Source organism: Corynebacterium choanae, from assembly GCF_003813965.1.
GTDB lineage: Bacteria > Actinomycetota > Actinomycetes > Mycobacteriales > Mycobacteriaceae > Corynebacterium > Corynebacterium choanae.
On record NZ_CP033896.1, the window covers coordinates 1,859,587 to 1,872,904 of the forward strand.

At 55.5% G+C, this 13,318-nt stretch carries 9 protein-coding genes; 1 reads left to right on the top strand and 8 read right to left on the bottom strand.

Annotated elements, in window-relative coordinates:
• Positions 1–128 precede the first annotated feature (128 nt).
• Positions 129–647 (bottom strand): 30S ribosomal protein S16, encoded by a 519-nt coding sequence (gene rpsP, locus CCHOA_RS06725; protein ID WP_123928559.1) that lies wholly within the window; start codon positions 645–647, stop codon positions 129–131.
• 734 nt (positions 648–1,381) lie between these two features.
• Between rpsP and CCHOA_RS06730 the strand changes: the two genes are divergently transcribed.
• Complete coding sequence (locus CCHOA_RS06730; protein WP_123928563.1) at positions 1,382–1,612, top strand: hypothetical protein; 231 nt, start codon at positions 1,382–1,384, stop codon at positions 1,610–1,612.
• A 450-nt stretch (positions 1,613–2,062) separates the two neighbouring features.
• On the opposite strand, the gene CCHOA_RS06735 is transcribed toward CCHOA_RS06730, so the two are convergent.
• From CCHOA_RS06735 to CCHOA_RS06765, 7 genes are all read right to left on the bottom strand, one after another.
• Positions 2,063–4,633, bottom strand: a complete 2,571-nt coding sequence (locus CCHOA_RS06735) for a DEAD/DEAH box helicase family protein (protein ID WP_123928566.1) — start codon at positions 4,631–4,633, stop codon at positions 2,063–2,065.
• On the bottom strand, positions 4,633–6,297 hold the full coding sequence (locus CCHOA_RS06740) for an Eco57I restriction-modification methylase domain-containing protein (RefSeq protein ID WP_123928569.1): 1,665 nt from the start codon (positions 6,295–6,297) through the stop codon (positions 4,633–4,635). The genes CCHOA_RS06735 and CCHOA_RS06740 overlap by 1 nt, the downstream gene beginning before the upstream one ends.
• A 1-nt stretch (position 6,298) precedes the next feature.
• Complete coding sequence (locus tag CCHOA_RS06745; RefSeq protein WP_123928572.1) at positions 6,299–6,940, bottom strand: DNA methyltransferase family protein; 642 nt, start codon at positions 6,938–6,940, stop codon at positions 6,299–6,301.
• Positions 6,941–7,475: 535 nt separating this feature from the next.
• Positions 7,476–9,146: a signal recognition particle protein gene (gene ffh / locus CCHOA_RS06750; protein WP_123928575.1), complete on the bottom strand. Its 1,671-nt coding sequence runs from the start codon at positions 9,144–9,146 to the stop codon at positions 7,476–7,478.
• A gap of 486 nt (positions 9,147–9,632) precedes the next feature.
• On the bottom strand, positions 9,633–10,061 hold the full coding sequence (locus CCHOA_RS10680) for a hypothetical protein (RefSeq protein ID WP_164472413.1): 429 nt from the start codon (positions 10,059–10,061) through the stop codon (positions 9,633–9,635).
• A gap of 413 nt (positions 10,062–10,474) precedes the next feature.
• Positions 10,475–11,851: an acyltransferase family protein gene (locus CCHOA_RS06760; protein ID WP_123928581.1), complete on the bottom strand. Its 1,377-nt coding sequence runs from the start codon at positions 11,849–11,851 to the stop codon at positions 10,475–10,477.
• A 368-nt stretch (positions 11,852–12,219) separates the two neighbouring features.
• Positions 12,220–13,233, bottom strand: coding sequence for an SGNH/GDSL hydrolase family protein (locus CCHOA_RS06765; RefSeq protein ID WP_123928583.1), 1,014 nt, complete (start codon positions 13,231–13,233; stop codon positions 12,220–12,222).
• Positions 13,234–13,318 lie beyond the last annotated feature (85 nt).

Genomic DNA, 13,318 nt, shown 5'->3' on the forward strand with positions numbered 1-13,318 from the left:
AAAAACGCCGGCTCCTACCGATCAACATGATCAGTAGGAGCCGGCGCTGTTACCGACAGCAACTGCTAGCTCACCCAGCAGGCGAATATCGCAGTAGCTGAAGGCTTGCGTCTCTTCGAGGAAAGAAGTTACTCGGCTGCAGCTTCTTCAGCCGGAGCTTCTTCGGTTGCTTCAGCAGCTTCTTCGGCCTCGTCAGCCTTCTTAGCAGCTTCTTCAGCAGCCTTCTTTGCTTCAGCTTCCTTCTTAGCCTTATCTTCCTTCTCCTTGCGCTTCTTCTCGGAGAAAGCTTCAACGCTCGGGCCCTTGTTCGCTTCTTCCAGGGCCTGGTTGAACAGTTCAAGCTTGGATGGCTTCTCAGGAGCAACCTTCAGGGTGCCTTCTGCACCTGGCAGACCCTTGTGCTTCTGCCAGTCGCCGGTGATCTTCAGCAGTGCGAGTACTGGATCGGTTGGCTGTGCACCAACACCCAACCAGTACTGTGCACGCTCGGAGTCGATGCGGATTACCGACGGCTCAGCCTTTGGCTCGTAGATGCCGATGTTTTCGATGACCTTACCGGAACGGCGGGTACGTGCGTCGGCGATAACCACACGGTAGTGCGGGGTGCGAATCTTACCGATACGCTGCAGTTTAATCTTGACAGCCATGATGGCTCCTTACATATCTTGCAATGGTCACTGGACAGTACAGACACCACCACAGCAGTTTTTCACTGCTGTACCTGGTCGGTTCAGTCCTTGGATTTTAGCTGCGCGTGACCACCGTTCGACCGTGGTCGGGTGCGGTGCTACGCAGCGGAGTAGTCTTGCGACCCCATCATCAAATGAGTAGACGCAGACAACCTGAAAAATAGTAGCAGATAACCGCAGCAATCTGCCAATACGACTGCCTTGCCCCCGTGAGGTGATCACAGCAACTATTCCCGTGAGTTGAACGCAGCAACGATTTTTTCCATCCGCTAAGAATTAGCAACTAGGGTCATAATCTTGCGCCATGGGAGTTCTTCGGCTGCACGATCCCATCTCAACTGCTGCCACCAACGATGTACGGTACGGATGGGACACGCGCGGCACAACATCCCGACTTCCCCTACCCTGCCAGGTAGCATGGACGTTGCATGACTTGCGATAAGAGCAGCGCTCAGCGAGCCGCAGGACAGTCCACACAATCGTGCAAACAGTGAGGGTGCAAGTAACTAGAGCTGGTGACCATATGCTCTAGCCGCCAGCGGCTGTCCACTCGCGACTTCCCCCACCCACGGCGGAACACGGTTCAGGCTTCGAAGAAGAGCGTGTCGCGCCAGTTGACATCACTGCAGTGCTGACATCCAAGTCAACGCCTAACAACAATCAGCAACGTGTGAAAGGTGTGTGTGCGAACAATGCCGTCTCGACAAATCTCTGGGCGACTTCAACAGCGCCTTTTTGCAGTACAACAGGCTGCCGTTGCCGAAGTCGAAGCAAAACAGCGCGTACACGACACGGTGGTGGAGGCACATGCCGCCGGTGCCGACTGGGCACAAATCGCCCATTTTCTGGGAGTGACTGAAGCTGCGGCACGTCGACGGTTTCATCAACAACCAGTTCCGACCGAACAGCCCACCTTGTTCTAGTGACGATCGCCCCCAAAAAAGACCCTGCTTTTCGCTCGCCTGCCAAGCCGTACCTGTAACCGGGTTTTCCTGCAATCAACCGAGACAGCTACCGCCAAGATGCGCCACACAACGGTATCTGGACAACCAGCACCCCTTCCAAAGGATCGCTACCAGCGAGAACAGCACGGTGAATCGAATTAATCCCCGTGAGCATCCCAGAGCAACCCAGCACCGCGCGTCTACGATCCATGTCAAGCTAGCGCCTATCCAGCATTTCGCGTCATGTTCCGCAATACAGTGCCAGGTACTCATGACTGAGGCACGATGCCAACAATCCTGAGGGGTTCGCACAAACCCCCGGACCGAGCTTGCTCATGCCGATTCCCGAACCCGTGTTGCTGTACTCCAGAAATACGTCTAAGTCCAAGGAAAGTATCTCGGGAGGACATGTGCGGGTGCAGGTGGTTGCTAAGGAAGATGTTCCTCCAGGGTGATAACGGTGTCGTATAGACCCATCCGATGCTGCTGCTCGGGGTGCGAGCGGATGCCGGTATAGGCCAGGGAGGCGTCTTCGTAGCGGCGGAAAGCGAAAACAGCCTGGTTCATGTGCAGGGAGTTGAATACGCCCAGACGTACCAGTAAGTGAAAGTCAGCCACGCTCAGGCCAGTGACTGACTTGAACAAGTCTGGCTCCAGCTTGGTGATGACGTCATGCAGGGTGTTTTCGCGAAAATCCGTCAGGTACATGAAAGCCGGAATGCGGGTAGCAAATTTGATCAGTTTTTCTTGTATTTGCTTTCGCTTAGATCTGTATTCTTTCTCCTCATCTTTGAGCTCTTTCTTCTCCTGAGGAGTCAGCGATTCACCCTTTTCCTTCCTCGATTTGGAAACCGATTCACTCATGTTCACGACAGTCTCAAAAACAGCGGACCCTAGCGCGCGGAAGCCTTCAATGTTCATAATGGCATTCATGGCGTCCTCGTTGGCCATGATCCGCTTGAGGGTCTGGTTGTCGACGTTCACCAAGATCGCCGACTCCCACTTTTTTGCCAGCAGCGTCGCAGAGGTACCTGCCATGGCAATGTCAAGGATTTCGCCTGCGTTGATTTCCTTCATGTTCGCCCCGTCATAGGCCAACACAGGCAGGAAGCTCACCAGTTCAGCCATAGCTGCTTCTGGGTTCTCAGCCTCAGGATTGAGCCCCGCACCGTAATCAGCCATCTGGCGCAGCGCCCGGGTGGGTGCAAAGTCAAAGACGAACCCTGCCGGTTTGAGGATCTCTTCTTCGCTGGGATCATCCCCGTTGGGATTCTTGATCGCCCACGGGGACTGCACCCTGAAAGCAGCCTGGAAATACGTCTCAGGACTGGTCAGGTTACGAAGCATGAGGATTGAAGACCACTGCTTGACGGTCACACCAGTGGTGAGCTTGCCGCAAGATAGCGTGATCGTCTTGGTGTCGTGCCCGTCACCGATCGCTTGACGTACCGGCGGCAAGGCTTGCACCCCAATGCCAGCATCAGGCCCGGCTGCCACGATCACTGCATATTGACGCCAATAGGTGTTGTGACGTTGACGCAACAGGTTGGCCATTGCCTCACACGAGGCGACAGTGGGCAAAAACCAAAATGAGTGCTGTAAGTATGGCAACAGTCGCACATCCGCATACGGGAAGGGCGGCCGTCCACCAGCTTTCAGCGCATCGAGGTTGGTGGGTGCATGTTCACCACGAATAAGGTCTAACCATTTTTGCACGTCGCTTTGGTGGATGAACGTGGCATTCTTACCCGTGCCGGTGGCAGCGAAGAAGGAATTCAGGTCAAACTCGTCGAACTCACCTTGGTGGGCTACCGCGATCAGATCATCGGGCATCTGGTAAGTCAGCAGCCGCATCTCTGGGAGTGCCGCATACGGGTTCCACTCACCCGGATGATCCCGGTACCAATCCGCTTTCGCCTGCTGCTCATCGGTATAAGTCCAGTTGAAGATCTGCTCCTCAATGAACTCACCCGTCGCCAGTGCCTTAAATGGTGTACCAGACAAGTACAGGTAGGCATTGGTAGTAATTGGCAGAAACGCGTTTTCGTCGTTACCCAGCTCGTCGAGTTCCTCATCGAACACAGCCAGTCCAGCATGGTATTCGGCGGCGAGCTCGCCTTTCGCTTCCCGGGTGTCTTCCCCCTCGAAAAGCTCTTTAGCGGAATCACGCCACGCCCCAAAGTGGTACTCATCGAACACCACCAAGTCCCAGTTAGTGGTGTGTACCCACTCGTTTTTGGACTTGATCAGCCCCGTGCGCCTATCCCGCCCCAAGAGATCTTGGAAGGAACCAAAGTACACTAAGGGCTTATCGGGATCTATGGGGTCTGTGTCCCCCATGCTGGCAGCATTGCGATACTGCCAGCCCTCAAAGTCCACGTGACTTGCGAGGTCTTCATGCCAGGCGTCCTGTACGGCAGGCTTGAAGGTCACCACCAGCACCCGCTTTGCACCCATACGCTTAGCCAACTGGTAGGTGGTGAAGGTTTTTCCGAAACGCATCTTTGCATTCCACAAGAACCTAGGAACTGCGTTTGGGTTTTCTTCCCAGATCGAGTCGTAATACGCCATCGTGCGCTCGACTGCCTCTGCCTGCTCAGGGCGCATAGCAAAGGTTTGGTAGTGGTGGCCCGAGTAGACCTGACCGGACCGCAGCTCAGCGATAGCAGTCAGCACGTCCGCCGGAGAGCAACGCACCCACTCCCGAGCAGAACCAAAATGCGGGTTCTCAAAGCCTTTAGCTACCAAACGCTGAATGACATCCGTATCCCGGATGATGGATCCGTCTTCACGCTCAGCGGTCACGTCCACGTGCAGGGTGTAGTCCTGTTGCACCTGCCCCTGCGATTGGCGGATGCGCTCGTTCACATCCGCCTTCGTCGTCTGGCCAACCTTGATCAGTCCCGCATAATTTTCCGGCGGATTCCTAAAAGACCATGCGTAAAGGCGCAGCCGCGCGGAGGGCTTGGGCGGGAGTAACCGCTCGACAGGACGCCCCATCAGTCATCCTCCATCGGGCGCACAATGGACTCGATGAAAGCGATCTCCTCGTCGCTAAGCCCATATTTCGCATAGAGCTCCTCATCCGTCCAGATCCGATCCCACGACTGCTGTGGCACGAAGGTGTAGACCTTTCGCGTAGTGTCCTGTGATGCCTTGTGAAGCTGAATCAGAAAGCGAGTGAATCGGCATTTAAGATAGCTTAATACGCTCTGAGCTTCCTCTTTAGTTTCAAATGGGCCTATATGCATATAAGTCCAGGATGACACAGAGCCTGGTTCACCCAGAAAAGGAGTGCTAATCACTCTGTGTGGATACGTATCCTTGTTGCCTGTTCCAGGAGCTGCACGACCAATAAACAACTTCCATGAGTCAATGACATCGGACGTTCTCGGGAGCTCATCTCGTGAAATATATCCAATTCCACCGTTACGGTAGACCTTCAGGTCGCCAGTCTTTCGATTCGCTCGCCCCTTAAAGGAGCTTTCAAGCCCAAAGGCTCCAATGCTGCTCACGAGGTTAATAAACTTCTTTGCCTCGGGAATATTGACTGATCCGTCACTAGAGCCTTCTTTTTTGGCGACTTTACGGAGAATTGACACACCCTCATTGAATCGGATGAAAATATTTGCGCCCGGCTCCAATAGTTCACGAGTGGCCGAACTATCAAAGCTATCTTTGTAGCGCGTCGTGATCTGGCATTCTCCAACATGGTCTCGATTCCACAGAAAATAACAGACCCCGCCTTTAAGTCCCACACCAGGGAATACATCAGAAGCAGTTAAATAGTCCGCGAGAACTCGGATGCGCCCATCGTGGAGCATCTCATTTCTGAACTCATCCAAACCCATTCCACCCGCAAACCAACGGGAGGGAATGATCATTGTGAGGTAACGTGGATCCAGTTTTTTGGCCTGCTGAACGAAGTCACCATAAATCGGACGTGCCTGTTTTCCGTGTCCAGAGGTAGACAGCTGGTATGGCGGGTTACCGATGATGACGTCGAAGTGCATGTCTTTTCCTCCGTAGATTTGTTGTATCAGAGCTTGTGGATCCTCTGTGTGGGTGAGTGCGTAGGCGTGAGTCTCGAGGTCATCACCACGTCCGTAGTCATCTTCGCTGGCCTTGCAGTAGCTGCAGCGGCGGTGGGTGTGCACGAAAAATTCTTCGCCGGTGACTGGATCGATTCGGCGCTCACGGGTTCCACCAGTCCAGGTATGTTCGGTTCTCTCGAACCAGATATTGCCATGATCGGTGTCGAAAGCAGTGCAGATCGAGTGTTTGCTATTGGCGTATTTGGAGCAGTAGATGGTGCGCCGCGCCATGAGTGCGGTCAACTCGGTGATAGCAATCCCGTACACCTGCTTGGTGAGAATGTGGTTCACCCGTTCCTGTAAGTCAGGGATCTTGTGTTCAAGCCCCTTGGTGAGCCGCCGAGTGATTTCGCGTAAAAAGATCCCGGTTTTGACGAACGGATCCAGAAACTTGACGTCAGGGTTTTCCCAGAGGTTATCCCCGTCATGGTCTTCAGCCCATGCCTGAGCTACTAGGTCGAGCATGGCGGACGCTATCTTGGGTGGGGTGAAGACCTCGTCGTTGGACAGGTTGGCGATACAGGTTAAAACGTCGGGGTTGTGGTTGTTATTGAAGTGTTGGCGGAGCATATTACGCTCCCAGGTTGGCGATATCGGCCACAGTCATGGGCGGGAAGCTGGCGGCTGAGGAAAAAATATCGGCTCTATCCATCACGCCGAAAAGAGTATTTTCGGCGAAGGCTGAGCGATGGGTGAGGTTGTCAAAGCGGAAGTCGCGCCGCTGGAACTTCCCCTTGCCCAGGTAGCCCCACTCAGGGAATGTGATCGCCTCACCGCTGGGCCGCCGCATGGTCAGCGCGTCAGCCTGGACAATATTCACCGCCAGCACAGCTTGCGCCGCTTTGACCCAGTTTTCATCGGCGTCCTCACCGAGAAAGTCACGGAAGATCGCAAGCAGCCCTTCCCGGCACAGGGCTGCATTGTCTTCGAGGAGCTCGATGCCGTAGATGCACATCAGCCCGAGCAGCGCGTAGTGGTTCCGCTCAAAGGTGCTGGCTCCGTAGCGGCTTTGCACCGTGGCAAGTTTCCGGCGGAGCACTTCTTTCACAAACACTCCTTCGCCGCAGGCAGGTTCCAGGACACGCGAGTCGATACGCTCAGACTCCTCCTTCACGAGGTCAAGCATGTCATTGACCATCCACTCAGGGGTGAAAACCTCGCCATGGTCGGCTACGCGCTGCTTGGACTTCACGAGCTGGGCTTCTTCGCGCATTCATTGTCCTCCCGTGTGCACATGCAGCACACCAATTCCGTCTGTCAAGCGACATTATATTTTGACGTTGTGCGCAGCGAAGTTTGCCGCCCTCAAAATTATCGAATACAACCCGGAAAACATCTGAGCTATCACTGTGCCAAATGTTTTTCGGCCACGTTGTTGTGGCAGCGATCTGTAGCGACAGTGGAAGATACCAACCCTTTTCCACGTCCTGGAACCGTTCGAAGCTAGCGTGATGGTTCAGCCAGCTACCTGGATCCATGGCCGAAGTCTGATTGCGGTTGCGTCTCACAGCAATGCCCCTGCACAGCAGGTGTGCAGGGGCATCAAGATCTAACGTGAATACGGGCGTCTTCTGGATACAGCATGGGTTGCCGGCAATTCCCCACTGTGCTTCGCAACGGCTGAACCAATTTCTAAGGTTCAGCACGACGGTTGCGGTGTGCAGTTGTTTTTGCCAAGCAATAACTGGAATTAGCTGCCAGTGAGACTTCTTGCAGGTTGGTTGTCCGTCTCGAGGTTTTCGCTGTTACTACTTGCCGCCCTTGGATTTGCCACCAAAGTCGCCAAGATCAAGATCACCGAACCCTGGTGGCATCATGCCGCCCATGCCGGGCAGGCCTTTGCCCATTCCTGGAATCTTTGGCATGCCTTTGTCACCGAATTGTTTCGATAACTCTTCCAGCTCTTCCATACTTGGCATGCCGCCACCCATACCGGGCATTCCACCCATTCCAGGCATCCCCGGCATCCCCGGCATACCGCCCATAGGAGCCTGCTTACGGGAATAGCCTTTCCGCTTGCCCTTCTTATTTTTGCGACCCTTCGGCTTCTTTTTGGTCGCTGATCGTCCCATACCTGGCATACCGAATTGGCCTGCCATTTTGCTCATCATCTTCTTTGCTTCGAAGAATCGATCAACAAGCTGGTTGACTTCCTGAACGGAAACACCGGAGCCGTTGGCGATACGCTTGCGCCGGGAAGCATTGAGGATTTTTGGATTGGCCCGCTCCTGCGGGGTCATACCGCGAATGATTGCCTGAATACGATCGAGTTGTTTCTCATCGACCATGTCGGCAATCTCATTCATCTGCTTGCCACCAGGCAGCATTTTCAACAGATTACCGATCGGCCCCATGCGCCGAATCATTAGCATCTGGTTGAGGAAGTCCTCTAAGGTGAGCTCACCAGAGCCGAGGCGTTGCGCGGCAACTTCTGCCTGCTGCTGATCGAAAACCGACTCAGCCTGCTCAATCAAGGAGAGCATATCGCCCATGCCGAGAATACGGCTGGCCATACGCTCCGGGTGGAAGACATCAAAGTCGTCGAGCTTCTCACCGGTAGAAGCAAACATGATCGGTTTGCCGGTGACTTCCCGAATCGACAGCGCCGCACCACCACGGGCATCACCATCAAGTTTGGTGAGCACCACACCAGTGAAATCGACCCCGTCGCGGAAGGCTTCCGCGGTTTGAACGGCGTCTTGACCGATCATCGCGTCGATCACGAAAAGCACTTCGTCAGGGTTGATGGCATCGCGAATATTGCGCGCCTGCGTCATCAACGTTTCATCAATACCCAGGCGACCGGCGGTATCGACGATAAGCACATCATGCTTGGTGCGTCGTGCTTCTTCAATCGAGGCTTCAGCAACCGCGACAGGATCACTGTGGCTGGTGCCCATTTCATGCTCGTAGGAGTCAGGGGCAGTTCCTGGATCCGGGGCGAAACAGGCAACACCTGCCCGCTCAGCGACGATCTGCAGCTGCTGGACTGCACCTGGTCGCTGCAAATCGCAGGCGACCAGCATTGGGGTGTGCCCCTGCCCGGCAAGATGTTTCGCCAGCTTACCGGCCAACGTGGTTTTACCAGCACCCTGCAAACCGGCCAACATGATCACCGTCGGCGGGGTTTTCGCCAGGGTGAGTCGACGCGTCTGACCACCGAGAATGCCAACGAGTTCCTCATTGACGATCTTGATAACCTGCTGGGCTGGGTTGAGCGCCTCGGAGACTTCCGCACCTTGGGCGCGTTCCTTGATGCGTTTGATAAATCCACGCACGACCGGTAGCGCAACGTCAGCTTCCAGCAACGCGATACGAATTTCGCGCGCGGTGGCGTTGATGTCTTGCTCAGTGAGCTTGCCTTTTCCACGAAGCCCCTGCAGGGCACCGGTCAACCGGTCAGATAGTGACTCAAACACGACGGAAAACAATTCTCCTTGGGTCGACAACGTTACAAGACTGAGCAGCAATCACTGCTTTTGCTTTATCGTTGTGATAATACTGCACTGCCAGCGTTCGCTGGCAGTAAAACCATGCTAGGTTTCGTGGCCACGGTGCAACACCGGCCTGGTGTTGTGGCTTGCCCACAGGCACTTTATCCCACCGGGTGATCCTCCAGGCGAGATTCAGGACACGGCTCACCCGCGATCTTCCAACAGCGCCCGCTGACGAACATATCTGCGTTTCGCAGCATTGCTCGCCAATCCTTCGAATCCTGTGATGGTGTGCAAACACTCAGCGTAGCAGGCACCCTTGTTGCACTGCAGGGTGCGCTGGCACAAGGGAAAAGTGCTGCTACCAGTGACACTTCCGGTGAGCTGTCGGGCTAAGGGCGACCATGCCGGTGCCGACTGGGACACGGTATCAGTGTGCTTTCCCAGTGAACAGGAAACAAGTGCTGTGGTTTAGTAGCCAGGTTTGGCGTCACTGGCACCCGGCAGCTGTGGGGGCTCTTGGGCTGGTGCTGGTGCAGGTGCAGGGGCTGGTGCAGGGGCTGGTGCTGGTGCGGGAACTTGCTGTGCGGGCTGTGCTGGCGCTGCTGGGACTTGCTGTTGCGCCGGCTGCTGCTGTGAACCAGCGGTTTCTGCCGCTGGTGCTTGCTCCGTAGTGGTGGCCGTGGTGGTTTCTTCCACACGTTGAGTGGTCGTCGTGGTCGAAGTTGCGCTGGAGGTGGCCGTGGATGTGGCAGTCGAAGTCGAAGTGGACGTCGAGGTCGAAGTGGACGTCGAAGTTGGGGTGGACTCTTCACTATCCCCACAGGCGACAAGCGTTCCTGCCGCGGCAACGGCGCAGAGGCCAACAGTGATTGAGCGGTACATAGTTCCGTGTTTCATGATGTCCTTGAAAAAATTGACGGCGCTGCGGTAACTTCCGACGCGAAATACCCATGTTGCTTTTTGCAGGGCAATCGGGAAACAACAACAGTTTCGCGCCGCGTCACCGAATGATCAGCGACAACTGCGGGACTGTCCCGCAGGATACGATCACCTACTGTAACTGCCGATATCCGCACAGGGAAACCGTCACGCACCGCACCCGCAAAGCACCGTTGACAGCGCTACACTACCGCTGTCCTTGGTGCGGCACTGTTCTGTTGGCTAGACACACTGCCCTATCGACCCGGTTCGTTGCAAGGTTTTTGGATCGGTCACGCCCGGGGGCGTGGTTTCACCATGCGATTGCGCCGCATCGAAAATCGTATCTCTTGGCAACTCAACACTTTTTTAACCTTACAGCAGCAAGTCTGCTAATCCAGGTGTGACGGCTCAAACGCGGAACGTCGACCTTTCCCGCACAGGATGCGAATGTCACGTCGCAGCGGATGTTCACTGGGCGGGGCATGCGGATTGCGGTTGTGTCCACCTTTCGCCGTTGCCCGCATCAAGGGATCATCCACAAAGGTAAACAGCACCCAGGCCAAGATCACAGAGATCACAAACGCCAGTACGGCCATGAGTAACCAGGTGGCAAACCCGCCTGTGCGGCCACTAATCGCAAAGCGCTGCACCGCCACCATAACCGGGAACTGCACCATGTAAAACGCGAAGGAAATATTGCCCAACAGCACCATTCGGTCACCACTGATGCGCCCGGAGAGCCCGTGCATATCGCGCACTGCCAACGTGGCAACTACCGCAGTCATCGGCAGCGACATCACCAGCGACATTTTAAACGCCACCGGCACCACGAATGTCACCGCAAAACTTGCTACGAGCAGCGCAAGTGGCCAGCCCAGACGAGTGTTGGTGAATTTTCCTTCCCACACGAGTTTGGCGGCAAACACCCCAAGATAGAACTCGACGAGCCGAGTGGGCGGGAAATAGTAGCTCAACCAATAGGTGTGATCGACTGCTACAGATTCTTGGAGGAACCACAGCGGATGGGCGTGCACATCAGCTACTGGGGAAGTTTCAAGCGGCCACAGCCGAGGAACAAAGAAGTTTTCCGTCTGCTTCGAGCCGGTGGCAAACAGATGGATCGCAGTAATAATCGCGGCCGACAGCGCAAACGCCCCTGCTAAACCACACCAGCTACCATTGCCGCGCAGACGCCGCACCAATGGAAGAAAGAGTGGAAAGGTGAGATAAAACAACATCTCACTAGCCAGCGACCAGGCGGGTACGTTGAGGCCTGCCAGCAGCGCCCACTGTGGATTCCAGGTGTGAATCAGGAGCACATTAGGCAACCACACGCGAACATTATCGAAGGTGAACGGTAGTGCGAATGACCACCAGTGCACCGGGTTCCCGGCAGTTTGTGCCGCCACCACCCCGGCGACAGTGCCAGCAGCAAGAACGAATAACACCGCCGTGATCAGGTGCATGGGCATGATCTTCGTCAACCGTCGCCGCCAGTAGTAGCCTGCTTCGCTAAGTGAAGACAGTTCACTGTTTGACCAGTAGATCAAAAACCCGGAAAGGATAAAGAAAAACGTCACCCCGGCGCTGCCAAGCTGCATGGGAACAAACTGATGAATCCGCGCAAACAGGTCGGAAGTTTGAAACGGATAGACCGCAAGAAACACCAAAGCGTGCAACAGAAACACGGCCGCTGCCGCCCACCAACGTGCCCCGGTCAGTGACGGCAAAGTGGGGCGGCGCAATACCGCTGGTGGGTGAGACATGATGACAAAGCTCCCAATGAGGCAAAAAATGTTCGTGGTGAATGTGGAAGAGGTTCCACACCGGTGCGTGCTCACCAGGCTGATGAAAACCGGGTGACAGCAGCGGTGCGCAAGATCTCACCTGCACACACGCAGCAGGACGACCAGCTGGCGCTGATCGGGAAAAGTTCATCGCCCAAAGATGATGTTGGCATGGTAGCCACTGAATAGTTTTCGCTAAAAACCGTGGCTGTCATGTTGCGAATGCCAGCCACGATCACCGCCGGACTCAAGGTGTCCTAGCCGCATGTTTTCGGCCACACATGCTGCCGGTTGAGCATCTTGACCGCACGCCGAGGCTGCGTTTTTTTCGAAAACCCCGAATACTGTTACTGCAGTCGGCTGCGCACAAGATCGGCAGCAACCGCATTGCCCTGTTCGTTTGGATGTTGCACTGCCCCACCGATGCCCGCCTTGGGGTCTGCTGCGCCATAGATCCAAGGTTCCGCAGAGCAGCTTTCATGACCGACAGTTGCAGCCTGCAGATCGATAAAGTCCAGGTTCAGTGTTGCGGCGCTGCGCTCAGCCGCTGTCTGCAGATTCCGGAAGGCCTGACCAAACACCGGTGCACCAATGACCTTGGTGGGGGCGCCAAAGATTGATACGCATAACACATCATCGTTCGGGGTTACCATTGCGGGATATCCCATGAGGTGAATCGTTGCCTGCGGGGCATAGTAGCGCAGATAGTCCACCACAGGTTTCAACCCGGCAGTCATCCGTTCAGCAGTAATATCGGCCGGGTTGATGACGCGGCCTTGCGCCACACCAGCTTCCCCGCACAACGCAGGGGAGGTGATACAGGTCGCAGCAGTGTGGAGTAACGTTGATTGTCCACCTGACCAGGCATCATTAAAGCCGAGTTGGATCACGATATCGGTGGTGTTTGGTCCTAAAGAACCAAGCTGTTCGGCGTAGCGCACCTGGTCAGCAAAAGGGATCCCCAGCCCGGAGTTGATCCCTGAACCCCAGCAGGAAGCATCGACGACAGCATCCCCGCCGAGTTGGGCGTCCAGCTTTGCTGGCCACGAGGTGCGCGAATGCATACAGCCCCGGGAATCGGTATAGACCGGAAATCCGGTTCCGCCGGTCATTGAATCACCAAAGACCAATACTTTGTGTCCGCCAGTGGGTGCTGGGCGATCAAGAAGATGCCAGGAGGAACTGACAGACTTGTTGAATTCGGCAAGTCCAAGACCACCGCTGAGGAGTTGTTCCGCAGAGCCGGTGGAAGAAAATCCTTGTGGAGTCAGCAGCATGTCGGCGTGTGCAGGACTGGGAAGGCTTGCCAGTGTGACTGCTGCAGTGGCGGCGACGAGCATGCGGGAGAGACGCTGGATCACGAGAAGGTGACACCTGCTTTCTTGGTTTCAACGTGGTGCGGACGGGGCGAACATATCTTGCCAGGTCGGGTTGGCAGCGTTGCAC

Bases quoted from the DNA above. Each gene is read 5' to 3' on its own strand.
- rpsP (WP_123928559.1), bottom strand. From the start codon at position 647: ATGGCTGTCAAGATTAAACTGCAGCGTATCGGTAAGATTCGCACCCCG.
- CCHOA_RS06730 (WP_123928563.1), top strand. From the start codon at position 1,382: ATGCCGTCTCGACAAATCTCTGGGCGACTTCAACAGCGCCTTTTTGCA.
- CCHOA_RS06735 (WP_123928566.1), bottom strand. From the start codon at position 4,633: ATGGGGCGTCCTGTCGAGCGGTTACTCCCGCCCAAGCCCTCCGCGCGG.
- CCHOA_RS06740 (WP_123928569.1), bottom strand. From the start codon at position 6,297: ATGCTCCGCCAACACTTCAATAACAACCACAACCCCGACGTTTTAACC.
- CCHOA_RS06745 (WP_123928572.1), bottom strand. From the start codon at position 6,940: ATGCGCGAAGAAGCCCAGCTCGTGAAGTCCAAGCAGCGCGTAGCCGAC.
- CCHOA_RS10680 (WP_164472413.1), bottom strand. From the start codon at position 10,061: ATGAAACACGGAACTATGTACCGCTCAATCACTGTTGGCCTCTGCGCC.
- CCHOA_RS06760 (WP_123928581.1), bottom strand. From the start codon at position 11,851: ATGTCTCACCCACCAGCGGTATTGCGCCGCCCCACTTTGCCGTCACTG.